Here is a 25,013-nt window from a genome sequence, read left to right as displayed (position 1 = left end):
GGAACGGGTGACTCTGTCTTGCCTATAGCCAGCTTCCGATTCTTAAGCAGTCCGAATCATTGGTTCAACAGCTCGGCCCTTGTCAAAGTCGCCGCCAGGACTTTGCCGGGGCGAGCTTTATACGCAGGCATTCCTACGCCGACTGCTATCATTGCAGACTTGTCCTTGGCGTGCGGAGAAAATGATTCGGTAACCGCGTCGTCATAGAACGTAGAGCCAGAAGCCCCCAACCCCTGCGCATAGGCGGAAAGGTAGATCTTGCCGGCAACCACTCCTGCTTCAAATTGACATGCCCTGTAACCTCTGTTGCCAAGGGCCTTCAGATGGGCATCCAGATCTGCCATGACAAAGAATACCGCGCTTGCGTCGCTAAAAAGAGGCTGGCCAAGACAGAGGTATCCGGATTCATTTCTGCTGGCAATTTTGCTCTTTGATGCGAGACTTTCAAAAGAGCCAGACTGCCGGTTGTAAAAGTAGCGTCCCGGCGTCAGGCCTTCGACGGCATTTGCCATGAAATAGACATCCACAGAGCTTGCTTTTTCCTCAAGAAAATCAAGGGGAATGCCCCTGGTAGAGCTGTAGAGTATGGCCGAGAGCTGGGCCTGGGAAATTGCAGAATGGGAAAATCGCCTACTCGAGCCGCGGCGCAGTATGACATCGCCAAGGCCTGCTGTCCCTTGCGGGATATCCCGGGCGCGCTCTTGCCGGCTGGCTCCGGGCTTTTGATTGGGATTAATCTTGGCCCCAAGCCATTGGACGACCTCTTCGCTGGTCGCGAGGCTGGAGGCTTTGTGAATCTTCCAGATTTCCGGATGCTCCACCTCAATTTGCGAGATGGGGAGAATTTTTGGGCTGGTGGCAACTGCGACGGGCGTGGGATCCGGTCTCATTTCGGAATTTGTCCTGCTGGGCAAATTGATGGAGGCAAGCACTACGGCGGCTTCCTTTCTTTGCTCGACGCAAAGAAGATTGTTCACTGCCGAGTCTGCAAATCCCATGGCCAGCGCGGGTTGCAGGCCTGCCGACGCGGCTACCGCAAGGAGGTTGGCGGCGATGACTCCCGAGTCCCAGAACCAGTGTCGGTAAGAACGATCCCCATACTTCCAGGCATTTCTCCAGGCAATGGACGTAAAGGCCAGCGTTACAGGCGAAGACAGTATGCCCGGATTGCCCCCTGCCATTTCTGCCAGCTGCGGCCTGAAATCTCCTCTGCGCAGCTGCGCAAGCGAAAAATCCCCTGGAGAAAAATGGTAAACGCCAGCCTGCAACCCGCCTATGTCCCGGCAGACGACGTACAGCTCTATCGGATAAAGGGCGCCTGTCGCCGAGGCTGCGCGCATGTAATAGGTGCCAGAATCAAACTTCATTTCCCTTGTTATGCCTGCTGAAAAGAACAGGAGCTGGGCCAACGCGCGGATGTCGAGGGGCGACTCTGGCAAAAAAGGATGCGTGCTGCTTATGCAGGCCAGTGCGTCCGAGGCAGGAACCTGAAAATCTCGTGGAAGGAGGATTGAAGGCAGTTCGGGGTAGACTTTGAAGGGCTTGGGCTTGTTGTCCCAATCCAGGTAATGGCGAAACATTTGCAACTTTATTTCTGAATGCTTTGTTTCTTCGTGGTATTCGATGGCGTATTTGAGATCCCTGTTGTTCATCTTTTTCTTGCCTGCAGGATGCAAAAACATGCCTTCGCCGTAATTTAACCACTTTCACGTACTGCCTGTAAACCCGGGTGGCGTTTTTTGAACAGGGCTTTACAGATTATTGGCCGACCGGAGGAACCGGATAAAGCCACTCGCGAGGCTCCGGCGTTCCGTCTCTTCAATGTTTGATATCTGGCTGTCTGTCATGTGAAAGCACCTTCTCAGTATCGCAGCTGCCATCTTGTCCGTGTCCTCAAAATATTTTCTTGTTGATTTGGGATTGAGTGGATTCAGCCTTCTGTCCCTCTCTTCGCCCATTATCGCGATTGCCTTAATCTCGTCGGCTGTCAGAGCATCGTACACGGTATATTCCCTCCCGTTATGGTGGAATATCAGGTGCTCCATCGTCAAGGGATGTGGGGTGGTATTTGTTTATTAGTCTTCAGTTGCTGGCTCTCGAAGACCCAGTAAATTTTTGAAAGTACAAAAAGTCGACATCGAGTCGTTTCGGCAGGCATGCGTGTCACGCTTTTTGCCGTCATGTAATAGTCAGGCGGCAGTCAGCGCCTGTTTCAGTTGGTGCATATTGAAAAATCCTTTACATATGCCGCATTTCCACCAATGATTATAATTGTGCTCATCTATTACTTCCACATCAAGAGCCGACACGCACCGGGGGCAGTGTAACATGGATCTTATTCCACTTCAAAACCTAAAAAGGTTAATTTTTACGACTAAGCTACAAGAATAATAACATCCTGTTCTATACAATACTGGGATGGCGACTAAAAAGAAAGCTTCCAGCAAAAAGAAGGCTACTAAAGCAGGAAAGAAGTAACGACTATCCTTCTTTCTTTTTTTCGAAAACGACTTTACTCGTCATATTCTTCGCGCCATTTTTCTTCCAAGTCTTGGCCGTTTTGAGAATCGGGTGTTTGAGGTATCCAAGGGCCCGTAAAGATTGCGAAATAATCTGTAGCTCGCATGTCTCTTTATCGCACTATGAAAATTAAAGACTATTCAAAAACAATTCTAGATGTCGAGTTGATCGTTTATTATTTGCCCGGAATATGGTCCGCATCCTATCTCTTGCGATTCAATATTTTCCGGCGTTGCTACAAAAGGCTATCAGACTGCAAGACAGTCCGCTCACCGGTGACGGTATCAACGGTTTGACACCGCTGGGTTGCGTGAATCATTAAAGTGATCATGCCGAAGTTATTCCATGTCAGTGGCAAGAAAAATCAGCGACCGCAAGAGTTACGCGGCAGCGTGGAGGGCTTTAACCAGCCTAGTTACATCCAGCCTGAATTCTTTCTACAGAATGGTGAAAATTGAACTCAGGCTGCTCTCTCGTTGATTGTTAGACGCGCATTTCGCCCTTCCTCGCGGGCTTTCCTGACCGAATCCTTTTCAACCAAGGAGCTGTATGCCAAGCGTGAGCGAAGTTTTCAACGACGCCAAGAGGCAAGATGAGCTGGAGGAGAAAGAAGAGCAGTCGGGTCATCATGATGAGCAGCACGAGCATCATCACGACCATGACCACGACGACCATGGGCACACGCACGGCCACGAGCATTCTGAAAGCCACGACCGCGGTCATGAACATAGGGACGAGGAACATGACGAAAAAGAGAGGAGCCGTGAAGTAAAGAAGAGAATAGTCAAACAGTCGGCAAAAGCAAAGCCTTCCAAGAAAAAGGCATTGAAGGCAAAGCCCACAAAGAATAAGGCGCCCAATCGGAAGACAATTTCTTCAAAGGCCAAGAAGGGCGTCAAAAAGAGCAAGGGCAAGAAGAGAAAGGCCGGGAGAAAGTAGCGCAAAAAAGGTAAAGCCCTGACAGGGCGACCAACTCCTTTTTATCCTCCTCTAGTTCCGACGATTCGCGGACTTTAAGCCGTGGCGGAACGGCACCCCCCTTCAGGCTTTTCTCTGGCTAATGCCTGCCAGCCATGTTAATCTGATACGTAGCCATGATTATTTTTCGCCTGTCAGTGTCCTGGCTCAGGATAAATTGATAGAAAAGTTCGTTGACGGCGACACTTTCATCTGCCAAATTAAGGCATTCCGCAAGCGTCCTTAGTTTTGCCTGTGCTTCCTGTGTTAGTGACAGCATTTGCCGATCTGCCCGGCTGATACTTTTAATGACAGGTAGTTGAAATGTTGGAGCTATGACGGTACAAGTTATTATCCAAGAATCGGCGAAAGACGGGTTGCCGCCCGCAATGCACCTTCAAAGATCAACTGCTTGGCGTGCGAATTACGTATTATAAAGACTGCAATTTTTAGATTGACATAAAAAAGAAGGGCTTAAGGCAGGCGCCTTCAGCGCCATCATCACTCTGTCACCGTAAGCTTGCCTTTCATGTATGGATGGACAAAGCAGTAGTAGGCATAGTCCCCTGCATCCAGCCTGTCAGTCTCTATGTGCGCATAGTCGCCCTGGAACATCAGGCCCGTCTCAAACGCGTTTCCGGCTGCGGCGTCTTCTGGCCCTGCCCCTGTCCCTACCGTAACGCTATGCGGAGCCTCGTCGACATTAAAGACTACTATAGTGACGCCCTTTTTGACGGATAGCTCTTTCGGCTCGTAGGGGGATTTGCCGGGTTTGCTGCGCCTTCTGGAATGACGATGGCCGATTCCCCTGCCTTGTAGTATGCGGTGATTGTCGTGTCCTCGCTAATCGTCAGTGTCCTGGCCCTGTCCCTGCTGCCGTCGCTCCAGTAGTCAAATACGTGGTTTTCAAAGTTGCCTGCATACACTTTGTAAGTCGCCTCCGTGGTTTCGTTGCCCGGCTGCGGGTCAATGTGCGTCCATAAGTGCAATGTCTCGTTTCCTCCGATGGCCTGCACCGTCAGGTTTGGCCGCCAGTCTTCCTCTCCTGTATATGTAAGCGGGGTGAGTCCTCTCAACGACTTGCCTGTGTCATACTGCGCAGTCACTTCTGTCGCGTTAGTTCCCGGCGACAGAGTGATCGCGCGGGGATTGTCCGTGCTGCCGTTTTCCCACTGTTTGAATTTCATGCCGTCATAGTCTGAAACAGTCACCATGTACGTGTCTCCTGAAACGCCGGGGACGGAAAGGGAGCTGTAGCCACTGCCAATGTACATTCCGTCTGCCGTGCGAATGGAAGTCCATATGCCGCCAATCTCCTCGCCTGACGTGTCGGCAGCGAGTATCTAGAGCTCGTGTTCCTGAGGCTCTTGCGCGATTGCCTTGAAGGGGATATTTGCAAAAAATGTTGCCGCCAGCAACGCCAAGAGAATTGATGCCATGATGAAAATCCTCATCGCTTTGTAAACGCCGGTGATGTTATTCAAGTCTGTGAAGACTCCGGACAGAAAAATCACCGACAATAAAGCGACCTATTATTTTTCAGTATGAAAAGCCGTTTATTATGTACAAGCACTATTGTTCATCATTATTTTCTTTATATGATCCTGTTTCACCTAATACATCGTGCCAGAGCCTGACACCATGACGAAAGCAAAAATAGTCTACCTGATCCTCAACAGGGAGACGGAACAGGCCCTGCAGATGTTAAGCAGCTTTTATCGCGTAAAACCGCCTGAAGTGACCGTCGGCACGGTCAAGGGGAAGAGGAGGACGGCGTATGCCGTCTACGTTCCAAAAGAGAGAAAGATTTACGCCATGAACGCAGACATATTTTACAACCCCTTCGTCATGCTGCACGAGTTTTATCATCACCTCAGGACGCAGGGAGGGCCCCATCGAGGCACAGAGCGGCATGCAGATTTATACGCACACGGCTTCATTAATTCCTACAAGGCCGTGCTTGACAGGGTAGCCAAAGACCGGGACAAAAATCAACCTGGCCCTTTGTCATATGATGTAAAAAATGACTAATGCCCGCACGGGCAACCATCATGACCCCTGCTACGTGATTTGCCGCATGGAATTACCAACATTAAAGTATCATTGATGTAGCCCCATCACTATTGTCTGAAACTCCGAAAGCCAAACAGCTTCCCGACGAGGGCGATATTGTAATCGCGACTATCAAGGATGTTACGGGCCATGGGGCCTATGTCACTTTGGACGAGTATGACGGAATCACCGGTTTTCTCTCAGTGAGGGAGGTTGCGACCGGCTGGGTGCGCAACATCCAGCGCTTCGTCAGGCCGAAGCAAAAGGCCGTCCTGAAGGTAATCCGCGTCAACAAGGCGAGGGCAGAAGTCGATACGTCACTCAAGCAGGTTTCCGGCGAGGATAGGAAAGCCAAGCTCATCGAGGTCAAAAAAAGCGAAAAAGCCTCGGGTTTCATGGACACGGTCAAGGCCAAGGCAAACCTGAATGACGCACAGCTAAGGGAAGTCACGGACATCGCCTTACAGAAATACGATGATGTTTACAGCCTTTTTGAAACAGTCGCGATAAAGGGGATCGATGCCGTCAAGAACCTCGGCTTTGATGCCACGGTCCTCAAGGCCATAGAGGAAGAGAGCAAAAAGATCCAGATCCCGCTGGTAGAGGTCCGGGGAATCATGGCAATCTCGTCCAAGAAGCCCGACGGCATCGAGATCATAAAAAATGCACTAGCTGATGCTGAAAAAAGCAAGAACGCCACTGTCAACATCATGTACATCGGCGCGCCGAAATACCGGGTCACGGTAGAGGCGGAAAATTTCAAGATAGCAGAAAAGGCAATGACCGGCGTCATTGAAAAAATAGAAAATACGATAGGCAAGCACGATGGGACCTTTAGTTTTGCACGCGAGGAGTCAAAAAAGAAAACCCATCTGACATAGTGGAAGGCTGACAAGCAGGGGCGGCCGCGTCCGCTGAAAATTTTCTAGAGCCGTATAATCTGGAGGGGTAAATCGTAAAACGCCTCTCCTGACTCTGGGATGCATCTGCATAAAGGCGCGTGTTCAATGATCCAAGTTTCGAGATATTTGTGCTGTCAACTGGACTTTTCACTCATTTTTCCTGCTAGAAATGGGACGTGTCGGCTTATACCAGCCTTAGTTATCACTTGCAGTTGGCAGTAAATGGCCTGATGCATAAACTGTTTGCGAGTGGCGTGGCAGAAAGACGTGCAACAGATATCGCCTTTACAGACGGCTTTGGCACCTACATCACACGCTATGCAAGCAGTAACCCTGCAAGTATCGGGACTGTCAATGGCTGGAGGGAAATGCTGGGCAGCTTTGACAGCAACTTGTCCTCGCTGACATCTGATGAAATATCTTTGATCATTGTCCTTCTGGATCGGTATCTGGTCAGCGGCGGAAATGCAACTGCCAAATCTTGATGCCTTAAGCGTCTTTTCACAATCACAGCACTACCTACACAATGCAAAGGAAAAAAGTCATCGGCCGGGTCCGATGCGCTATAAAGTTCGCTCTGCGTCCCGGGCTTTCTCGTCTTTCCGCTTTTCTTCTGCCCTCTGGCTATATTCCCCGGCGGCCTCCACCTAGGATGGATCCCCTGGCCCTGCCTATCATTACCATGGATGCCAGTGCGGCTGCGAGTGCCAGCATTGCAATAATGGTGGGGAACTCGGGGACGACTACAATGTTAAAGTCCGCGCTCTCGATAAAGGGATCCGTGGTGGCACCTGCGACAGAATTGATTGTGACAGTGACAGTCACAGGCCCGCCCTGGTCGAACATGACCTTGACATCGCCAGTGTTGCCCTCGCCTGTATTCTGGTTCGTGAATTCCTGGATGACATCTCCGGTCGCGGCGCTTTTCACGACAAAGTCATAGTTTGTCCGTTCCATTGGAACTCCCCTGCTGTTTTCAAATTGTATGTTAAAGTCAGTCTCTGCTCCCGGCATGATTTCGTTGGGGCTCCAGCTCAGCGTCATGGCATATGTGCCCCTTCCGGTTGTCAGGGTGAGAGGAGAATCTGGAATGACTGATGTTTCTTCAGGCGTCGGCAGCTGGCCGGCTCCTGTTTCTACTAAGTCAAACACGTATTGAATGGGGGGCAGGCCGGCGGTAACGTCAGCGTACGTCTTTGCCTTTACAGGGTACGGCAGTTCCTTTGCCACCCAGATTTTGCTGTCTGTCTGACCCCTGTGGTTCACGAGGACCGTCGTGTCATACGTATTTCCAGCAGCAGTAACTTGTTCACTGCCCTTTGGGTCCAGAGTGCCGCATCCGATGCAGGCTATCTTGCCCCAGGTTACCGCATTGAGCGATTCTGGCTCTGCCTTGTTGGTAAAGGCTTCAAGCCACGTCAGCGTGTCCTGGTAGCCTCCGACATAAGGCTCCATTTCTTCTGGAATGTCAGAGCTGCCAGAGAGGACGGCCAGGTTTTCTCCAAGCTTGAAGGTGCCGGTTATTACGTGGCCTGTGTTTTCTACGACATAGACTGGGGCCGTCCAGTCACCGCTGCTGTCCTGCTCTTGGAGATAGAGCGCCATGGTGAAAGGCGCGCCATCCTTTACTGCAGCGTCTTGGATCTTGTAAATGTAATAGGTATCTGCAGGGGCATTCTTGCCAATGTACCATCTGTCGTCATCTTGTGCGTAGGCGCTCTTTGTTGCTATGGAAACTTCTAGAGCACTGAAAACAAGCACAGAGAGCAGAGACAAGGCGATAATCTGGTGCGATTTCACGCCCTATCTAGAAGGTACGGTCTGATAAGCGTTCGCTAATCCCCTACCTGTCCCGGGGACATGTTCTGCATTTGCCGATGTGGAGGTGTTCTGCCAAATGTTGTGGCTTTGCCTTTTACGTCATCGCAAACGTCTTTGTCGTCACCTCAGACAGCGGAGTCGGAGCTTGGTCTACACCGTCCCATACGAACATCTTGACAGTATGCGTGCCTTGCTCGGCAGTCCACGACCTGGTCGCATTTGCCGTCTGCCCTGAAATCAGATTGCCCGTCACCCAGCCAAGGTCAGCTGTAAACCCTTCCGAGTCGATTATCTGAATTATCATGGCATAGGTTTGCTCGGACTGCTGGTAGTTCTTGAAGGAAGTCGCGATAGTGACTTGCTCTCCTGACTTGGCTTGAGATACATCCAGGCCATTGGTGCTGTTAAAGTTGCTGCTCTGCAGCTGCACCTTTGCCAGCGGGTTGGCAATAAAGTAAGTGGCAGGGAATGTCGTGGCGAGATTCGCCGAGGTATTACTACCACCCTCTATCTTTCCGCCTGCACCGCCTGTGCTACCACCAGATGTGCTACCACCAGATGTGCTACCACCAGATGTGCTACCACCAGATGTGCTACCACCAGATGTGCTACCACCAGATGTGCTACCACCAGAAAAATCACCTACGTTGACTGGCGGATCCGTTTGCGTAATGTTCTTGTAGTATGCCGTGACGATTCTGTTTGAATCGAGCATCACGCTTCTGGCCCTGTTCGTGCTTCCGTTTTCCCAGTGATCAAACTCCACATCTCCTATGTCCTGGGGCGTTATCCTGTAGGAATTGCCGGGCGTGCCTGCGTATGTGAGCGGAGAATAACCCGTATGCACGACGGCACTATCCGACTCTATCGTTGCATAGTGCCCTGTGCGGGCATTTCCAGTAAGGTCTGCAGAGCTCACGGTCAGGTTGTACGTCGTCTGCGGAATGGTTGTGCCGTCGACAGTCCTAAAGTAAGCCGTCATTATCGTATTGTTGTTCAGCGCTATCGCGCGTTCCCGGCTCGTGCTTCCATCGTCCCAGTGGTCAAACGTCGAATTTCTATAGTCGCGCGTGGTAACCGCGTATTTCGTGCTCTGATAGCCCGTGAAATTGACAGGCGTGTAGCCGGTATCCAAAACCGCGCCTGTCGACGACTCTATCGTCGTGTGATGCCCGGTGAGGGTGTTTCCTGAAAGGTCTGCAGAGCGCACGGCAACCGTGTGCTGCGGCGCGGCGGCGCCGGCGCTATAGTATGCCGTAAGGGTTGCGCCGTTTGGCGGCATCGTGACGGTATGGATCCGCCCGCCGCCGTCTGACCATGACTGAAAGTCGTAGGTCCGCCCGTCAAGCACCTGGGTGGCCGGAGCCTCTAGCGTCCTTTGTACGCCAACGACTCCTACAAAGGAATGCGGCGAGATGCGCGGCTGGCCGTCCAGCGCGAGTTCCAGGCCTGTCACGTTGCTGGCGAGGGTGACGGTCGACTCGTTGGGCCGTATGTCCCTGGTTGACTCGTGCGTGAGGCCAGACGAATCCGTTATTGCAAGGTATATCCGGTACCAGACGTCGTCGTCCGTCTCGCCGACAGTCGGGATGGTAAAAGACCCGCTCCTGACCCCTGCAAATTCCTGAAACGGGTGCGTGTGGGTATTGTGGTGGAAATCTATTTTCCAGTTGAACGCGCTTGCAGGCAGGGCCGGCCCGTCTTCCGTGTCGCTGGCAGAGCCGCTGAATGAAATGACGTCTCCTGCGTCGTACCATGCCCCCTGGGAAGGCGCCTCTATCGTCCCGGCAGGCGAGTTGCCAACCGTGATGTCGACGGTGTCCGTGCTGGTGCCGCCCATTCCATCGCTCACTTCAAGGGTGGCTACATGGGCGCCAGTCATGTTAAAGACGTGCGTTACCTGAGCGCCGGCAACGGGGGCGGAGCCGTCATCAAAGTCCCATAAATACGACAGCGCATCTCCGCTGTTTGGGTCGGTGCTCCCAGAGCCGTCGAAATTTATGGCAAGCGGCGGCAGGCCCTGGGTCTGGTTTGCTATTGCCACGGCCAGAGGCTCGTAGTTGCCCTGGGTGGTGTATTGCACCCTGCGCACCTCCCCGGCCCCGATGGACAAATAATACAAGTTGCCGTCGGAAGGGCCGATCTCTAGATCCACCGTGGAGTTGACGCCTGCAAGAAAATCGAATGCCTGGTTGCCGTCTGGCGCCAGCCTCTTGATAAAGCCGGCTGCATAGTCTCCAAAAAAGTAGCTGCCCTGGAATTCGGAAGGAAACTGTGACGCTCCGTAAAACGCCCCGCCTGCGACAGAACTGCCGCTCATGTCTGACGGATGAGGGTAGGAATGGACCGGGTCGGCAAACCGGGGGTCCGGGCACATTCCTTCGCATACGGGCCAGCCGTAATTGGCCCTCTTTACTCCTAGGTTGACTTCCTCCCAGCCGTCCTGCCCGACATCGTTGACGTGCATCACGCCCGCCGGAGAAAACGCAAAGCTGAACGGGTTTCGCAGGCCAAGCGCCCATATCTCCCTGTACGCCCCGGCGGTATTGTAAAACGGGTTGTCGGCCGGGACAGTGCCGTCCGAGTTGATTCGCAGGATCTTGCCAAACCGGCTGGTCAGCGACTGCGCTAGGTGCGGGTAATAGTTGTCCCCTGTAGAGACGTACAGCTTGCCGTCCGGCCCGAACTCCAATGCCCCTCCGTTGTGGGATGCCGTCGCCAGGGATTCAAGGTCAAGTATAGGCAGCTCGCTTCCCGCAAGCATCCTGTCTGGATTTGAAGGATCGGCTGTCAGGCGGCTCACCCTGTTGTGAACGGGATCCGCGCTCGTCGCATAATACACGTACAGGTACCGGTTTGAGGCAAAGCCCGGGTCAAATGCTATCCCCTGCAGGCCCCTCTCCCCTTCAGAATTGACGGAAAGCGACGCAAAGGGGTCGGGGAGCAAGTTGCCGTCCTTGACGACCCTTACCGCGCCGTCTTTTTCAGACACAAACAGCCTTCCGTCGGGCGCGAATTCCATCGTGGTGGGAAGGTTGAGGCCGCCAGAGACCAGCTTGTCGCTAAAGCCCGCCGGTGCTGCAGCATCGGCAGGCCCGGCAGTCCATGCAGGAAGAAAAGCAGACAGGACCAAAATTGCAATTATAATTTTTGACGCGAAAAGCCTGGCTCCGGCGGAAATATTCATCTAGTCACGCATAAGATTTTCAGAGTTAAGCTTTGCCGTGCCTGCTTCTATCGAATCTATACAGTCTTTTCTTATGTTCTTGTGATGCTACTATTCTAATGATGATGCAGTTGGTAACAATAACAATGGAAACTTAGCTTAGACTCTCATATAATCCGCGACCCGAAGGCAGCGCCACAAGCCTTAATGGCATTCCCGTGTAGGTTTTTTTGTTTTATGAAGGGTTGGTTTTCTTTGAGGTACCTTTGGATCGCGATTGCAATTCTTATCCTTGTCCCTATCGGCATATTTCTCAGCGTCGGCAACGATTACGCGTCCCCCGCCGCGGAAGCTCCCATTGCAAACATCACTGCTCAAAATCCCGCCCGAACCGGCATCTACTTTCCGCTGTTCGCGCCTCCCGGCCCGCTATGGGACAACATGCTTGTCTACCGCCACGCGCATCCGACGCTGCCATGGGTTGCGATAGTGGATCCGCACCACGGCCCCGGAGGGCAGTACGACGCGAATTACGCAAGGAACATTGAAAAACTACAGGCTGCAAACGTGACGGTGCTAGGATATGTCAGCACGCTATGGGCCGGAAAATCGCCCGATCTAGTAAGGGAGGACATCAAGAAGTACAAAGACTGGTACGGCGTCGACGGCATAATGCTTGACGAAATGATAAGCGACCCCGGCTTTGAGGGTCTGTATTCCAACTATACGAATTATGCAAAATCCCTGGGTATGAGGCAGGTAATTGGAAACGTGGGGACAAACATCTCGCCATCGTACGTCGGCACGGTGGATTCCATCAGCACAGTGGAAGGCGACAGGACCCCTCCCTTGAGCTGGTTGCGGGGCTGGCAACTAAACTATGACAAGAGCAACTTTTTGTACATCACTTACAGCCAGAGCTGGACGGACCCGCAATACATCGCCGAGTCGACAAAATATGTCGGCTCTCTGTACATGACAGATGACACGATGCCGTTTCCGTACGACGACTTTCCAGCATACTTTGACGAAGTAGTCGCCGTGCTCGACCCGCAGGGCGACAACGACCTTCGGACCCTGTCCGTCCGGGCATCTGACCTGCGGGGCAATGGTCTGGAGGGGACCCTCGCCACGGTGTCATATCCCGCAGAAGGCACTTTGTCCACGCTTTCCACCCCGCTTGCCCGCATAGGCGGCGCCAATTCGACATACATGGTGACGGCGCTCAGCAACAGCACGCACACGTTTGACCACTGGGACGACGGAAGCACAAATCCTGCAAGGCCGGTGGTGCTCGACTCGTCCAAGGTCCTGAGGGCGTACTACAAGACGCCCGCCCCCTCCGATCTGAAGTCAGACATTGCGGTAAATGCGCTCACCACACAGGGCGGGCAGCTTGGCATGTGGATCAACGTTTCAAAGGGAGAAGCCGACTCTGGATCGGGCCTCACCCCGCTCGTAGTTTCCGGGCAGGATGGGGAGGCATACGCCGTTACCGCCAGCGATCACCAGCAATTAATATTTGACCACTGGGAAAACGGGAGTACGAACAGGACGAGAGCAATCAGCATTCAACATGGTGATAATGCCTACCTGACTGCCTACTACAGGGTAGAAAAGGATCCTTCGCTCATTGAACTCAATGTCGACGCGTACACTCTGGACGGCACCGAGATCAGGGGGCTATGGTCCGTCATCACGCCCTCAAATGAAACGGCCATAGGCGGCCTTACACCGCTGACCCATGTGGGGGCGCCCGGCCGGACCTATGCGGTTGAAGCCCAGGACCGCGACATCTATGCGTTTGACCACTGGGGAGATGGAAGCACAAACAGGACAAGAACCGTGACGCATGATTCTGACGCCACGCTGTCGGCTTACTACGCCACTACCCTTGTCGCCTTAAAGATCAACTTCGCGTCTCTTTCCGGAGAGGGGCTAGGCGGCATGGATGCAACCGTGACGGCGATGGACAATTCCACCACCAGCCAGCAACGGGCGACCGGCGCCAACATGACCTTTGCTGGCAGGTTTGCAAGCGTCTATACGATAAAGGTGTCAGACCTTGCAGGCTATGCTTTTGACCACTGGGAGAACGGGAGCACGAGCAGGATCAGAAATGTGATGCTGTTCTCCGACGACCTGGAGGTGACTGCATACTATAGGGAAAGGCCGTGATAGCCTGCCAGTAGCTACTATTGATCGTTTTGCGCCTATTTCTGACTGTAGGCGTTTCTGTGCCAGAGAAACCTGTCCTCTGCCATTTTCCTGTCGCCATACAGCTTGTCTTTCAGCTCGTCTAATCGCGAGACTGCTTCGGCGTCGGACTGCAGCTTTACGTATTTTTTATTCAGCCTGATTTTGCGAAATACCTCGATCACCTCGCCTTTCTCGACGCCCTGTTTCATGTCGTATTCTATCTGCCTCGCGCAGCGGGCGACAGTTCCATACCTCCTGTGGTTTCGTTTTTCAAAAGAAGACGCATCGGAGGATAACCCCTGGGCAAAGCGGACAATGACTTTCTCGACATGCTCAAGGTGCCAGTCTTTCATGGCAAAATTGTTGGGTTTCACGCTACAGGTGGTTTTACGGCTTGATCACATATAATTCCTGAGCAGTGCAGAAAACTGATTCTCTTTCCGGATGGACAGAAAAGCGCGCACACAGTCAGCGGCTCATGGAAAGGTTGCCGCGATGCGCCCTTCCGGAGCAGCTGCCGCTTTTTGCAAAATCATCTATCGCCTTAAGCGCATGCAACCTTTTGAAATCGAGAAAAAAGGCGGTGGCCTCGCGTGAGGACCGTGGATCCGTCTCTTATCTGTCCAGCGTCGACACCAGCGAGCCAAAGTATGGCGGAAGGTGGAACCACCTGCTGTTCGAGTCGTCGCCGTTTGTCACATAAACTAGGCCGACCGACTGAATAGAGTTGCTGACAAACGATGTGTCGAGCCAGTCAACGTCGTACCTGATGTATGCAAAGTTCCTTTTGTCGTACTGGTAGTGCCATCCCTGGTCGGCCGAGCAAAGGACGCAGTACTGCAGCCACGAGATCGGCATGTAGCCCCTCCCTTCCGTGATGTTGATGACGTCGACCGTCCCGATGTAGCTCCTTGGCACGTCGGTGCCGGGGTTGCCCATCGTCATCTTCATGCCTATCGACTTGGCGTACGTTGTCAGGTCGCGGTAGTGGCCCTCATAGCCGACCTTGTTGGTGAACTCGTCGATGAACACGCCGTCTGCGCCATACCAGTTCCTGTACTTGTCGGCGTCCGCCCTGAGCGCATCAAGCGGCCTTGCGCCGTAGCCGTCGTGGGTGTAGCCAAGCGCAATTACTCCTACGCTTCTCAGCTTGTCCACCCAGCTTTCGATGTTGCCGTCCTGCCCCCAGCCGGGGCCGCTTGACGGGTTAAACGCCACCACAAACGGGACTGAAGGGTGCCTGACCTTTTCGTCGTATACTGCCTGCCAGCTCGCGGCTCCGGAGCCGCTCGGATACATGTACAGCGCGACAAACACGCCGGTCTTTGGTATCAAAGTCTGTATGGTTGGAGGCGAAGGCGGTGCTGGCGGCTGGGATGCACTGACGGCAGGAGCAGCTGTGTTATAGCGCGCAGTTGCAGTCACGTCGTGGTCCAGGGTGACTTCTCTTGGATTTGCAGTGCCCCCATTTCCCCATCTGTCAAACACATATTGCCCATAGTTTTCTGCCGTGACCGTGTATGTCGCGCCGTCCCTCCCGGTAATGGTAAATGGCGTATATCCAGACTGGAGTACAGTCCCACCTGACCGGATTGTGGCATACATGCTGAGCGCAGAACCGCTTTGCGTATATGCGTTCACGGTAAGGCTGTGGGTGTTGGGGGCCGTCCTGTGGAAGGAGTTGACCCACGTGTTTCCCGTTACGGTAACCGTCGTCGTCCTGTCCGTGCTCCCGTTCTCCCAGTGGTCAAAAAGGATTCCGCCGGCGGCAAAGTTGTAGCCAGTGACCGTGTACGTGCTGCCGGTAGTTGCAGCAAAAAACAGAGGCGTGTACCCGCTCTTTACTATGGCGCCGTTCTGGTGGATGGTCGCCCACATGCTCAGCGGCTCCCCGTTCAGGGTATATGCGTTGACGACAAAGTCTGCCGGGTCTGCAAAGGCAATCCCTGTCAATGACGGGGTTGCCATGGTAGCCGCCAGCAATACCGAAAATGCGATACCTAGCGGTAGTCTTTTGTTATAATTGAGTCCCATTTCAATTTCCGTCAGCGAAAGTATCCTCTGCCTTAAAGAGCTTCTGTAGATCGCTTCGCAAACAGAATTATGCACAAATCCGACATAAAATCTCGCAGCGCAATTGATATTGAATAAACTGCCGGTCTTGTTGTCGCTTTTATGCACTATGCAAAGCTGCGAGATCGCCCCCGCACCCGTTTTTTTGAGAAAAGCCTTGCGAGAAAAGATGACAGCTCCAGCCTAATAGGGCCGGTCTGCCGTCAATTGATGTATGAGAAAAAGGCAGAACAGCCACGGCGCGCCATCCCCTGTCCGCGGGATTGCAGGATGAAATTCTCTGCATCATGAATCTTGAAAGGCAATAATAGAGGAAATGTAACATGACTGTATCATGTTACTAATTTTTCAAAGATTCCGGCAGAGGATTTGCGCGATCCAAGAACCAAGAGCGAGCGCTCACAAGCTTCAAAAGGGATGTTTTTCGGCTTTCGCGCGTTGATAATGGGACTCAAAGTTCAACAAACAACGAAAAAAAGTATCGCACCGGCGTTTTTGGCAGCAACTGCTGCCCTTGTATTGCTCGTCCCCGTGGCAGTATTGCAGGGCGCCTTTGGCCCGCTCGTAGGAGTGGCCGAAGCGCAGGCGCAGGGCAACCTCGTCGTCAACAGGCAGGATCTTGACGGCGCAAATCGGAACATGTGGGTTACAATAAAGCCGGCAGACGGCGGCAAGTCGCTGATGGCCTCGTGGCAGACGCCATACGAGTTTGCCGGCGCGGCTGGCACGACGTATTCCGTCAAGGCGCACAACTGGTCGGAGGGCGGCCTCTTTTTCGACCACTGGGAGGACGGCAGCACAATAGCTACGCGGCGCGTGACTCTGGCAGAAGGCACCACCACGCTGACCGCATACTACCGGACGGAAGCAAGCCCGCAGGCTGAAGCGGCAGCTGCACCGGCGGCAGTTGCGCAGCCAGCACCAGTAGCGGCGCCGGCACCAGTTGCGCCGGCACCAGCTCCAGCTCCGCAAAACGAGGGCAAGGACTCGACGGGCGTCTATGTCCCGCTGTACAAGTACCCTGACCTTGGCGACGCGTCAGGGCTCTGGAGCAGCGTGATAAAGGCAAAGAAGGCGCACCCGTCGGTGCCGTTTGCGGTGAGCGTCAACCCGTCAAACGGGCCGGGATGGTCGGACGATTCGAGGATCAGCAGCGCGATAGGCGAGCTAAAGGCCGCAGGCGTAGAGCACGTGCTGGGCTACATGCCGACTATGTACGCCACCGAGCCTTCGGGAAGGACGATGGGCGACCTGAAGGGCATGGTGGACAGGTACCGGGCGTGGTACCCAGAGATGGACGGGCTCATGATGGACACGATGGCGGCGGGCAGCGACAAGGTGTCTTTCTACAAGGAGCTGGTGCAGTACGCCAAGTCCAAGGGCTTTACCTTCATAAAGGGCAACCCCGGGGCAAAGGTGGATTCGGCATACGTGGGGATATTTGACAACATCTCGATATACGAGCGCTATGACGCGCCGTCCATATCGACCCTGGCGTCAAACACCCTGCAGCACCTCAGCTTTGGAAAGGAAAAGTTCTCCTTTACCGCCAAGGGCGTGCCGGGCCTTGACCTCGGATACCTGAACGAGATCAAGGGCTACGTGTCGTTTGTATACATGACAAACGACGGCGGCAGCAACCCGTACAACTCTGTCCCGCCGTACTTTGACAGCATGGTTGACGGACTCGACGACTGACAGGGGCAGAGACGCCCCTTCCCTATTTTTTGATACACATGTGTGTGTTTCCAGTATTTTCGGTGCTTACAAAAACGCGGGTAGTTGTTAGTTCTTTTTAATCGCGGGAATCCAATATGAGGCGCCTGCAAAAGGCTACTTTACTTTTCTCTTGCCTTTCCTCTTTGCCTGTTCCGTCTGATCAAGCTCGGGAAATGCCGCGTTGTCCGCCTTCCTGATTGGCTTTGGCTGCTGGTCAAGGTCAAGCTTTTTCGCTTCCTCTGTCGCCGTGCCGGATTTCGGTACGTCCTTGCTCATGCAAACCATTCCACTTGATAATATTTAGCAGATTGCCTCGCTTTCTGGAATTCACCTAAGCCACGTTGGCCTTGACCTGAGAGTTAACGAAGGATCTGCGTCATCGCATATTTTCTTGAGTGTTCATAGTTTCCTCTCTCTTTCCAATTCCGATATTGCGCCTCTGTATACCACCTGCAGGATCACGGGCCCTGCGTCTCCAAAGATCTTCCGCATGGCCTGCTCAAACGCATCCGGCCTCTGCACCGCGACCTCCCATACGTCGTCAACGTCAAGCTCTATCTGCAGCCTGTTTAAAATCAAGGGCATCATCTCCTTTCCGAATAAACGCTCAAGCTGCGCTGAAACCGCTAGGACAAAGTCGTTAGAACGGGCCACGGGGTACACTATTAGTAGCCTATTGTAGATAAGACTTGTGCTTTATTTCCATTATTAGAACAAAGATAAATGGCAGGAATCAGAGCACTGGCAGTGTGGATTTTGCGCGTTTGTGATCAACAAAAATGCTGGTAGGTCCTTGCCGCAAGACCTTCGTTTCGAGTCAGGATCGCTTGCCTGTTGGGCACTGTCAAGATATCGCCGGCTCGATTTTTTCTCAACTCTTCCATCAAAAGAATTGACTTTCCTTGCACTATTTATTTTATTTATTTTATATCTTACTTGTATCATATATCACAAGTGGCCGCTAGCGCTAGAACCCGGACAAAATTGCCGCCTCTGACAGAAGATTCTATCAAGAGAGGAATCAAGGAATTGGAAGAAGGCAAGGGTAAAGAGTTCAATAGCAGCAAGGAATTTTTCAAGCACCTAAAGTCGCTGCCTAAAGAGTAATTGTGGCAGTCATTATATTCGCTCAGTCTATCAAGCAGGACGATTGAATTTGTGGCAGTAGGAAGTCATAAGGAAGTCTATGGAAAAGATTAGAATTCTAATTGAACAGAGATGGCCGCCTAGGCCAACTCGATGAAAATATTGCCCGGCATCCCGTTTGCGCGCAGCCCTATCCTCAATTTTCCTTCGCCGTATTCGACGTCGCCTATGCTGTCCTTGAACCCCCTCGACGCAAAATGCAGCCTGCTTGATTTCAGGTTAATCGTGAACGCGCCGTTGCTTTCGCTTGCAGAAACAAAATTTATCATCTTTTCATTCACGAGCTCGTACAGCTCGCGGCAGACCGGCTTTAAAATCTCCCACGCTCCAGCTTCTGCAAGATCTTTTCCCATGGCGCCGCTTCATGGAAGCCCCATAATTATCTTATGACCACGAAATCAAAGCTGGCCGTCCTGTTGCCGCCCTGCCCCTGCGGCTCTATTATCAGAGAATCCCTCACAAACTCGTCCTTGTCGTTTTCAATGATGTAAAGCTGCGTCGTGAGCAGTTCCTGGCCTTTATCCCAGACCTTGACGTGTATGTGCGCCGGCCTGGTTTCATACTTGCCCGGCTGGATGGTGTCAAGTTTGTAGCTGCCGTCCTCGCCCGTCATTATTGTGCCACGCAGGACATAGCCGGAGTTGTCGTACTCGCCCTTGCTGTCAGTCTGCCAGAAATCCAGCACCGCGCCGGGGACGGGCTCGCAGTTGTGGTCTACCACCTTGCCAGTTATCGCCAGCCTTACGCCCGGCATGTCTGCCGGCACCTGCCACGCCGGCGCGCCCGGCCTGTAATAGGGGCCTTCAATGTTGTTCTCAGTAGGGGAGCACTTGAAGTCAGGCGCTGGGCGCTGGCCTGCAGAAATCGCGACAAATATCGCAACCGCTATGGCAGCCGCAGCGCCGATGGCGATAGGGGCTTTCTTCATTCCGCGACCACGTTGTAAAACGTCGGCATCGGCAGCCTTGACATGAACTTTACTGCCTGCCCGTGCACCGCCACGTGCTCTGGCGATTGGCGCATCTTTGCAAAAGAATCACTGTCGCGAAACATCACCACTATCTTGTGCTTGCCGCCGTCCTGCGATTCCAGCAGCCTGCGAGCCAGAAACCCGTCAAATTTCGAGACGACTTTGTTGGATTCCATAAACCACTCCTTGAACTCCTTCATCGACTCTTTTTTCAGCTCGATGTCAGAGATGGCTACAAAGGTGCCCTTTTCGTTGACGACCGGCAGTTCCATGACGCTACTCCTCCAGAGCCTTATTTAAAATAAAACTGCCCATCAGCCAAACCTCTTTTTCACGCGCAGCGGCAGCTTGCAGCATGGGCACCTAGCGCTGTCCGTCTTTATGAAAATGTCGCACGACGAGCACCGCTTGTAGCCCTGCCCGTAGGCGGAAAACTTGCCGCCGCCCGTCGTTTCGAGCCGCGAGCATACTCCCTTGCAGCCAAGCACCAACACAGCCACGGCGGCAACCCGGTACTTGTGTATCAGGTACACGTTGCAAACATCTGCAACCGGTTTGAGCATCTTTATTATATCTAGCACGATGAAGAAGGGCATGCCGGATTCCGACGCCAAAAAAACCGTCACCATGACCTTTCGCGTAGAGGAGGGCGTGATGGCCCTGCTCCGGTCAGAGTCGGAAAAGAGGGAGGTCAGCCTGAACACGCTGGTGAACCAGGTCCTCCGGCGCTTTGTCGAGTGGGACATGTTTGAGCCCAAAGTGGGCATGGTGCCGATAGCCAAGCCCATAGTCCGGACGCTTTTTGAAAAGATGAGCGAAGAAGAGATAGCCGAGATGGCGCAGCAGGTGGGCAAGGGCGCCGTGCACGACATAGCCCTCTTTATGAAGAGCAGGATGGACCTGGAATCGTTCCTTTCTTGGTTTGAAATGCGCATGAAAAACTCGTCGATAGAGTTCAGCCACTCTGTAAAGAGCGGCCGGCACACATTCATGACAAAGCACGACCTGGGGTACAACTGGTCGCTGTACCACAAGACGCTTTTGGAGCTGATATTCAACGAAATCCTGCAAAAGCGCATTGAAACTGCCATAACTGCAAGCATGCTGGCGTTTGAAGTGGACGAATAACTGCTTGCAGGCGCTTGCAACAGGTGCTATACGCGCAGCCTGCTTGCGGTGTATACGCCCCCGCTATATGGCAAGCTAGCCAAGCGACGGCGATGTCTGGCAATAACAGCGGAAAAAGGTTGCTTGTGCTAGCAGTGTCGGCGGCTCTTGCACTCAGCATGGCGGCCGGCACGTATGCAGTCTCTCCTACTGTTGAAAAGGCCGCGGGGGCGCCTACGACCAAAGAGCTCACGCTCGTGGCCGAGGAAGTCGAGCTGGAAATAGCGCCGGGCGAGCGGGTCAAGACGTGGACCTACAACGGCACGGTGCCGGGGCCGACCCTGCGCTTTACCGAAGGCGACAATGTGTCGATTAAATTCGTCAACGATACGCCCATCGCGCACACGATACACCTGCACGGCAACCACGACGACGAAAGCGACGGGGTGCTGCCGCAGGTGATGCCCGGCGAGACCTACACGTACAGTTTTGTCGCCGACCCTGCAGGCGCGCTGATGTACCACTGCCACGCCTATCCGACGTCGATGCACATACGCATGGGCATGTACGGCGCGCTCATCATAGACCCCAAGGAGCCGATGGAGCCGGCAAAAGAGTATGCAGTCGTGATGGGCGAGTTTGACCCAGAAGACCAGGACAGCTTTGTGCCCAAGTACTACCTTGTCAACGGCTATGCCGACCAGTACATGGGCGACAACACCCTGCACGCAAACCGCGGCGAGCTCGTCCGGCTCTACGTCATAAACATGGGCACCACGATACCCTCTTCGTTCCACCTCCACAGCACCATCTTCAAGGCGTACCCGTCGGGCCTGCCGTCCAACGAGCCCATAGACGCCCAGACGATAGAGGTGGGGCCGGGCAATGCCGCCATAGTCGAGGCGCGCTGGAAGTCGCCGGGCATGTACCTCTTCCACAGCCACGGGCTGCAGGAAGAGCGCGGCAACATGGGCGAGATCCACGTTTCAGATGAGGTGGGCAAGCTGGACAAGAGCGTGTCAATGATTAGCTGGCAGTACGACTTGCAGAAAAAGCTGCAGGATCCGTCGCCGGTAGAATATGAAAAGGCGGGGCACGCGCAGAGCCACGGCGGGCCGCAGGTAGAGATAGCCGAAGGCTCGTGGGACAGCAAGCAGGAGGAAAGCTATGCCCCAAAGGACATCTCTGTCGCGGCCGGCTCCGAGGTGGCATGGCTGAACAAGGACAGCGTGGCGCACACGGTGACGGAGAAAGGGGGGGTCGTTTGATTCGTCGATTCTGGCCGCCGGAGCGGCCTGGAGCCACAGGTTTGATGATGCAGGCACTTTTGAATACTATTGCGCGCTGCACCCATGGATGGAGGGCAAGGTCGCGGTGGAGTGAGGCCTTACATCCACTCCCTTTCTTCAAGGTACTCGATGAGCCTGAGCAGCTCCTCCACGCGGGCGCTGCCGCCCACGTCTTTTTTGCATATTTCATAGCGGCGCAACAGGTCGTTATCCTCGCTTTCAGAGATCGTCTTTTCAGCCACGTCGAAGAACCTCTCCTCTTTCGTGGTGTGGTCGGTGACATAGATGGCATATGTTTTCAAAAAGCGCGCGACCGGCTCCCTCCCGTCAACGCCGCTCTTCCACTCCATCAGGCTGCGCAACATCATCCGGGCGATCCTGCGGCCAAATTCATGCTCTGCCACGAACTTGCGGATCTCTTCCGCATGAGCGGCGCTCTTGCCCTCGTTGGCGGGGAAATACGCCTTTTCCTCCTTGCCGTGGTGGAAGGCATCCACAAACTCTTCAATGACGACTGAAATTATCTGGATGTCTTCCAATGGGACGTTGCGGCCGGCGTAAAGCTGGTTGGAGCACCGCTGCGCAATGTCGCGTATCCTCCTCACCGTGACGTGGTCCTGCTTTAGCTGCCGGGTGCTCACGCCATCGGTTGCGCAGGCACGTAATATATCTAGTGCAAAGGATGCTGGTAGTTCTCTGTCGAATTTCCACCCAAAAGGCTGGTTGTCAATTTCAGGTGACGTTATGGTAACTTGGGTTGCCGAGTATTTTGTTTTTTGTTTCTTTTCCCATTTGTCGGTTTGCAAACCTTTTGACACTAGAAAAATCTCTGATTCCCTGCAGGGTCTACAGCAGGGTTCAATTCTCGCTAGCCCCACGACATACAAGGGGTATAGATAACTCCCGCTCATTTGACGTTTTACGTTGATTGCCGAAGTGATTTCGTTGATAGTGCTGGCGAAAAGGTGGCTAAAAAAAGGGTGTGGTTTTTACGTTTATACGGGAAGGTTATTCAGTCAGCTTCGCAACTCGCTTGAGCATCTTCAGTAGTTGGTAATGAAACAAGACCATTAACTCCGTATACTCTGAATTCAGCAGTTTGACCCGCTCGAAGATCGATTGCGAATGAAGCCAATTTTCACTATCGAGTATCTGGCCGTCAGCAACCACGTCGCTTATACTATAATCCAGTCGTGAACTTGTGCCGATTTTTCGATAGCATAGAAAGGGGGTGTTAACATTTCAAGCGCTTATTTTTGTACGCATAACGCAAGTAATGATGTAGTTAGCTTTAGCTTTTTACTCTTGCCTCAATCCCAAACAGATGTATCCGCACTATTCGCTAGTCAAACCTATCCAAGAATGGTTTGAGTTCAAGACCACTATACTTGAAGTATTCGAGCAGTGCGTCGATTTCTTCATCCGTATAGGTGGGATGGTTGTATCTCTTTTTTACTTTGACCTCCGTTGCCATAACGATCTTCTATATCTATCTAATATAATCACAAACTGTTCGAAGCTTGACATTATAGTGGATCATCCGCTCAATTAATTCGTGAGTATGATTCTATGATGCCTCTACGATATAAGACATATCGGTCTCCACACCGTCATTCTTATCGCATAATAAAAAACGGCACGGTTGAAAAAAGAACTGCCTAGGCTCGCATTTTCAAATTGCCTCCCCTTCACTTTTCTATGCAGATCTGGCACGTATAGTCAACTATTGTATATTGTCCCGGTCTGCTCGCATATATCGACACGCCCCGGATGAATGTTATAGATGTACAAACATCGAAATCATTCATGTCCTTTGTCGCTTTCGCAGTAGCTGCACTGCTGCTTTTTGCCGCCTCTGGCAAGTACGCTTTTGGCGATATAGTGAGAAATGACATTAACGTAACTCCTGCTACAAAAACAGTAAATCAGGGAAGCTCTACCACCGTAAAATATTATGTTGACAACAACAGCGCCGGCGGTTCAGGGTTTAGCGGCTGTGATCCTGCGGACGGCAGCACTGCAACCATCGCTATCAACGTTCCAGCTGGCTCTAATATAGTAGCCAGCCCCTCATCATTCACTTTTGCAGCATGCGACAATACCTCTACCACAGGCGTCCTGGAAGGTTCGCAATCTGTATTATTCTCTACATCTGCTTCTACGCCAGTTAGCGCGTCAGGATATGAAATAACTATCACAGTAACTGACTCGCACGGAAACTATAACGTTAGTAATGCAAAGTTTACCCTCATCGTTGATTCGCCTCCCCCGCCTTCTGATACTACTTCTCCAGTTATTACTCCAAATATCACGGGAACCCTTGGCAACAATGGATGGTATACAAGCGATGTCATCGTAAGTTGGAATGTAACAGACGCAGAATCTTCATTTACATCCTCAAGTGGTTGTGGACCAACAACAATTAACACCAATACAGCTGGAACCACACTTACATGCGCGGCAACCAGTGCAGGTGGTTCAAGTTCCCAATCAGTAAATATAAAGAGAGATGGTACCGCTCCAACAATTAGCGGAAGTGCAACTCCTGCTCCGAACGGAGACGGCTGGAATAATGCTGCTGTAACCGTTTCTTTCGCGTGCTCTGATGCTATGTCAGGAATTGTCTCTTGTGCAGTTGCCCAGCCAGCGGGCGAAGGCTCCGGTCAGTCCGTGACCGGAACGGGAGTAGACAACGCTGGTAACAGTGCTTCTACGATGGTTTCAGGAATCGATGTGGACTTGACTTTGCCTGGCATAATGGCTGCCGCTTCTCCAGCAGCAAACGCAAATGGCTGGAATAATGGCGATGTGATTGTAACCTCACTTTGCACCGATAGCTTGTCTGGAATTAAGACATGCACATCTCCGATAACTCTTACCAGTGAAGGCACAGGACAGAGTGCTACGGGGACTGCTGTTGACTACGCAGACAATTCTGCATCTGTAACTGTTAATGGAATAAGCATCGACAAGACAGCACCGACTATCAGCGGTAGCGCAACTCCAAGTCCCAATGGCAATGGTTGGAATAAGACTCCTGTTAATGTACACTTTACGTGTGACGATGCATTATCAGGGGTAGACTCGTGTCC

Annotated in this window: 27 protein-coding genes and 1 pseudogene; 11 read left to right on the top strand and 17 right to left on the bottom strand. The window is 52.8% G+C overall.

Annotated elements, in window-relative coordinates; genetic code table 11:
* Window positions 1-56 precede the first annotated feature (56 nt).
* On the bottom strand, window positions 57-1,676 hold the full coding sequence (locus ACREAY_RS00395) for a SagB/ThcOx family dehydrogenase (protein WP_431753773.1): 1,620 nt from the start codon (window positions 1,674-1,676) through the stop codon (window positions 57-59).
* 75 nt (window positions 1,677-1,751) lie between these two features.
* Window positions 1,752-2,045, bottom strand: coding sequence for a hypothetical protein (locus ACREAY_RS00390; RefSeq protein ID WP_431753772.1), 294 nt, complete (start codon window positions 2,043-2,045; stop codon window positions 1,752-1,754).
* Window positions 2,046-3,078: 1,033 nt separating this feature from the next.
* On the opposite strand from ACREAY_RS00390, the gene ACREAY_RS00385 reads away from it, so the two are divergent.
* A complete protein-coding gene (locus tag ACREAY_RS00385; RefSeq protein WP_431753771.1) occupies window positions 3,079-3,459 on the top strand; it encodes a hypothetical protein in 381 nt (126 codons plus the stop codon).
* 519 nt (window positions 3,460-3,978) lie between these two features.
* On the opposite strand, the gene ACREAY_RS00380 is transcribed toward ACREAY_RS00385, so the two are convergent.
* The 3 genes from ACREAY_RS00380 to ACREAY_RS00370 all read right to left on the bottom strand — a co-directional run bounded on the left by ACREAY_RS00380 (window position 3,979) and on the right by ACREAY_RS00370 (window position 4,997).
* Window positions 3,979-4,194 carry a plastocyanin/azurin family copper-binding protein gene (locus ACREAY_RS00380; RefSeq protein WP_431753785.1) on the bottom strand — a complete coding sequence of 72 codons (216 nt, stop codon included), beginning with the start codon at window positions 4,192-4,194 and terminating at the stop codon, window positions 3,979-3,981.
* Window positions 4,191-4,751 (bottom strand): InlB B-repeat-containing protein, encoded by a 561-nt coding sequence (locus tag ACREAY_RS00375; protein ID WP_431753770.1) that lies wholly within the window; start codon window positions 4,749-4,751, stop codon window positions 4,191-4,193. Before ACREAY_RS00375 ends, ACREAY_RS00380 begins: the two co-directional genes overlap by 4 nt.
* A 69-nt stretch (window positions 4,752-4,820) precedes the next feature.
* Window positions 4,821-4,997 carry a hypothetical protein gene (locus tag ACREAY_RS00370; protein ID WP_431753769.1) on the bottom strand — a complete coding sequence of 59 codons (177 nt, stop codon included), beginning with the start codon at window positions 4,995-4,997 and terminating at the stop codon, window positions 4,821-4,823.
* Window positions 4,998-5,100: 103 nt separating this feature from the next.
* Between ACREAY_RS00370 and ACREAY_RS00365 the strand changes: the two genes are divergently transcribed.
* The 3 genes from ACREAY_RS00365 (at window position 5,101) to ACREAY_RS00355 (ending at window position 6,916) form a co-directional block, all read left to right on the top strand.
* The gene (locus ACREAY_RS00365; RefSeq protein ID WP_431753768.1) at window positions 5,101-5,508 is read left to right on the top strand and encodes a hypothetical protein; all 408 of its coding nucleotides are present in this window, start codon (window positions 5,101-5,103) and stop codon (window positions 5,506-5,508) included.
* A 92-nt stretch (window positions 5,509-5,600) separates the two neighbouring features.
* The gene (locus ACREAY_RS00360) at window positions 5,601-6,410 is read left to right on the top strand and encodes a translation initiation factor IF-2 subunit alpha (protein ID WP_431753767.1); all 810 of its coding nucleotides are present in this window, start codon (window positions 5,601-5,603) and stop codon (window positions 6,408-6,410) included.
* A gap of 233 nt (window positions 6,411-6,643) precedes the next feature.
* On the top strand, window positions 6,644-6,916 hold the full coding sequence (locus ACREAY_RS00355) for a hypothetical protein (protein WP_431753766.1): 273 nt from the start codon (window positions 6,644-6,646) through the stop codon (window positions 6,914-6,916).
* A gap of 139 nt (window positions 6,917-7,055) precedes the next feature.
* Here ACREAY_RS00355 and ACREAY_RS00350 read toward each other — a convergent pair whose 3' ends face one another.
* Together ACREAY_RS00350 and ACREAY_RS00345 are read right to left on the bottom strand one after the other, a co-directional pair.
* Window positions 7,056-8,231, bottom strand: coding sequence for a hypothetical protein (locus tag ACREAY_RS00350; RefSeq protein ID WP_431753765.1), 1,176 nt, complete (start codon window positions 8,229-8,231; stop codon window positions 7,056-7,058).
* A 115-nt stretch (window positions 8,232-8,346) separates the two neighbouring features.
* Entirely contained in the window at window positions 8,347-11,385 is a 3,039-nt protein-coding gene (locus tag ACREAY_RS00345; protein ID WP_431753764.1) for a PQQ-dependent sugar dehydrogenase, read from the bottom strand.
* Between the two features lie 288 nt (window positions 11,386-11,673).
* On the opposite strand from ACREAY_RS00345, the gene ACREAY_RS00340 reads away from it, so the two are divergent.
* Window positions 11,674-13,596 carry a spherulation-specific family 4 protein gene (locus tag ACREAY_RS00340; RefSeq protein ID WP_431753763.1) on the top strand — a complete coding sequence of 641 codons (1,923 nt, stop codon included), beginning with the start codon at window positions 11,674-11,676 and terminating at the stop codon, window positions 13,594-13,596.
* 35 nt (window positions 13,597-13,631) lie between these two features.
* Here ACREAY_RS00340 and ACREAY_RS00335 read toward each other — a convergent pair whose 3' ends face one another.
* Together ACREAY_RS00335 and ACREAY_RS00330 are read right to left on the bottom strand one after the other, a co-directional pair.
* The gene (locus tag ACREAY_RS00335; protein WP_431753762.1) at window positions 13,632-13,991 is read right to left on the bottom strand and encodes a hypothetical protein; all 360 of its coding nucleotides are present in this window, start codon (window positions 13,989-13,991) and stop codon (window positions 13,632-13,634) included.
* 241 nt (window positions 13,992-14,232) lie between these two features.
* Complete coding sequence (locus ACREAY_RS00330; protein WP_431753761.1) at window positions 14,233-15,585, bottom strand: spherulation-specific family 4 protein; 1,353 nt, start codon at window positions 15,583-15,585, stop codon at window positions 14,233-14,235.
* 600 nt (window positions 15,586-16,185) lie between these two features.
* Here ACREAY_RS00330 and ACREAY_RS00325 point away from each other — a divergent pair.
* Window positions 16,186-17,388 (top strand): spherulation-specific family 4 protein, encoded by a 1,203-nt coding sequence (locus tag ACREAY_RS00325; RefSeq protein WP_431753760.1) that lies wholly within the window; start codon window positions 16,186-16,188, stop codon window positions 17,386-17,388.
* Between the two features lie 135 nt (window positions 17,389-17,523).
* Here ACREAY_RS00325 and ACREAY_RS00320 read toward each other — a convergent pair whose 3' ends face one another.
* Both ACREAY_RS00320 and ACREAY_RS00315 read right to left on the bottom strand, forming a co-directional pair.
* Window positions 17,524-17,685 (bottom strand): hypothetical protein, encoded by a 162-nt coding sequence (locus tag ACREAY_RS00320; protein WP_431753759.1) that lies wholly within the window; start codon window positions 17,683-17,685, stop codon window positions 17,524-17,526.
* A 123-nt stretch (window positions 17,686-17,808) separates the two neighbouring features.
* Window positions 17,809-17,988, bottom strand: a complete 180-nt coding sequence (locus ACREAY_RS00315; protein ID WP_431753758.1) for a hypothetical protein — start codon at window positions 17,986-17,988, stop codon at window positions 17,809-17,811.
* Window positions 17,989-18,363: 375 nt separating this feature from the next.
* Here ACREAY_RS00315 and ACREAY_RS00310 point away from each other — a divergent pair, with 375 nt between their 5' ends.
* Window positions 18,364-18,516, top strand: coding sequence for a hypothetical protein (locus tag ACREAY_RS00310; RefSeq protein ID WP_431753757.1), 153 nt, complete (start codon window positions 18,364-18,366; stop codon window positions 18,514-18,516).
* Window positions 18,517-18,635: 119 nt separating this feature from the next.
* Here the strand turns inward: ACREAY_RS00310 and ACREAY_RS00305 are convergent, their stop codons facing one another.
* From ACREAY_RS00305 to ACREAY_RS00290, 4 genes are read right to left on the bottom strand one after another with little or no spacing between them, the layout of a single operon-like run.
* Entirely contained in the window at window positions 18,636-18,908 is a 273-nt protein-coding gene (locus ACREAY_RS00305) for a hypothetical protein (RefSeq protein WP_431753756.1), read from the bottom strand.
* A 26-nt stretch (window positions 18,909-18,934) separates the two neighbouring features.
* Entirely contained in the window at window positions 18,935-19,483 is a 549-nt protein-coding gene (locus tag ACREAY_RS00300; protein ID WP_431753755.1) for a dioxygenase, read from the bottom strand.
* On the bottom strand, window positions 19,480-19,797 hold the full coding sequence (locus tag ACREAY_RS00295; RefSeq protein ID WP_431753754.1) for an antibiotic biosynthesis monooxygenase family protein: 318 nt from the start codon (window positions 19,795-19,797) through the stop codon (window positions 19,480-19,482). Before ACREAY_RS00295 ends, ACREAY_RS00300 begins: the two co-directional genes overlap by 4 nt.
* 42 nt (window positions 19,798-19,839) lie before the next feature.
* On the bottom strand, window positions 19,840-20,139 hold the full coding sequence (locus ACREAY_RS00290; RefSeq protein ID WP_431753753.1) for a hypothetical protein: 300 nt from the start codon (window positions 20,137-20,139) through the stop codon (window positions 19,840-19,842).
* Between ACREAY_RS00290 and ACREAY_RS00285 the strand changes: the two genes are divergently transcribed.
* The 3 genes from ACREAY_RS00285 to ACREAY_RS00275 all read left to right on the top strand — a co-directional run bounded on the left by ACREAY_RS00285 (window position 20,120) and on the right by ACREAY_RS00275 (window position 22,015).
* Window positions 20,120-20,653, top strand: a complete 534-nt coding sequence (locus ACREAY_RS00285; RefSeq protein WP_431753752.1) for a hypothetical protein — start codon at window positions 20,120-20,122, stop codon at window positions 20,651-20,653. The genes ACREAY_RS00290 and ACREAY_RS00285 overlap by 20 nt on opposite strands.
* Window positions 20,654-20,778: 125 nt before the next feature.
* Window positions 20,779-21,900, top strand: coding sequence for a multicopper oxidase domain-containing protein (locus ACREAY_RS00280; RefSeq protein ID WP_431753784.1), 1,122 nt, complete (start codon window positions 20,779-20,781; stop codon window positions 21,898-21,900).
* A 7-nt stretch (window positions 21,901-21,907) separates the two neighbouring features.
* Window positions 21,908-22,015 (top strand): plastocyanin/azurin family copper-binding protein, encoded by a 108-nt coding sequence (locus ACREAY_RS00275; RefSeq protein ID WP_431753783.1) that lies wholly within the window; start codon window positions 21,908-21,910, stop codon window positions 22,013-22,015.
* 4 nt (window positions 22,016-22,019) lie between these two features.
* Here ACREAY_RS00275 and ACREAY_RS00270 read toward each other — a convergent pair whose 3' ends face one another.
* A complete protein-coding gene (locus ACREAY_RS00270) occupies window positions 22,020-22,562 on the bottom strand; it encodes a hemerythrin domain-containing protein (RefSeq protein WP_431753751.1) in 543 nt (180 codons plus the stop codon).
* A 701-nt stretch (window positions 22,563-23,263) separates the two neighbouring features.
* A complete protein-coding gene (locus tag ACREAY_RS00265; protein WP_431753750.1) occupies window positions 23,264-23,395 on the bottom strand; it encodes a hypothetical protein in 132 nt (43 codons plus the stop codon).
* Window positions 23,396-23,727: 332 nt separating this feature from the next.
* On the opposite strand from ACREAY_RS00265, the pseudogene ACREAY_RS00260 reads away from it, so the two are divergent.
* Window positions 23,728-25,013: pseudogene (locus ACREAY_RS00260) on the top strand (hypothetical protein); the annotation flags it as partial.

Origin of the sequence: Nitrososphaera sp. (assembly GCF_050748925.1) — an archaeon.
GTDB lineage: Archaea > Thermoproteota > Nitrososphaeria > Nitrososphaerales > Nitrososphaeraceae > Nitrososphaera.
Note: the sequence above shows the minus strand (reverse complement) of the source record. Positions and strands in the feature narration are given on the sequence as shown.

Bases quoted from the DNA above. Each gene is read 5' to 3' on its own strand.
- ACREAY_RS00390 (WP_431753772.1), bottom strand. From the start codon at position 2,045: ATGGAGCACCTGATATTCCACCATAACGGGAGGGAATATACCGTGTAC.
- ACREAY_RS00375 (WP_431753770.1), bottom strand. From the start codon at position 4,751: ATGTACATTGGCAGTGGCTACAGCTCCCTTTCCGTCCCCGGCGTTTCA.
- ACREAY_RS00330 (WP_431753761.1), bottom strand. From the start codon at position 15,585: ATGGCAACCCCGTCATTGACAGGGATTGCCTTTGCAGACCCGGCAGAC.
- ACREAY_RS00320 (WP_431753759.1), bottom strand. From the start codon at position 17,685: ATGAGCAAGGACGTACCGAAATCCGGCACGGCGACAGAGGAAGCGAAA.
- ACREAY_RS00305 (WP_431753756.1), bottom strand. From the start codon at position 18,908: ATGGGAAAAGATCTTGCAGAAGCTGGAGCGTGGGAGATTTTAAAGCCG.
- ACREAY_RS00300 (WP_431753755.1), bottom strand. From the start codon at position 19,483: ATGAAGAAAGCCCCTATCGCCATCGGCGCTGCGGCTGCCATAGCGGTT.
- ACREAY_RS00295 (WP_431753754.1), bottom strand. From the start codon at position 19,797: ATGGAACTGCCGGTCGTCAACGAAAAGGGCACCTTTGTAGCCATCTCT.
- ACREAY_RS00285 (WP_431753752.1), top strand. From the start codon at position 20,120: ATGCCGGATTCCGACGCCAAAAAAACCGTCACCATGACCTTTCGCGTA.
- ACREAY_RS00265 (WP_431753750.1), bottom strand. From the start codon at position 23,395: ATGGCAACGGAGGTCAAAGTAAAAAAGAGATACAACCATCCCACCTAT.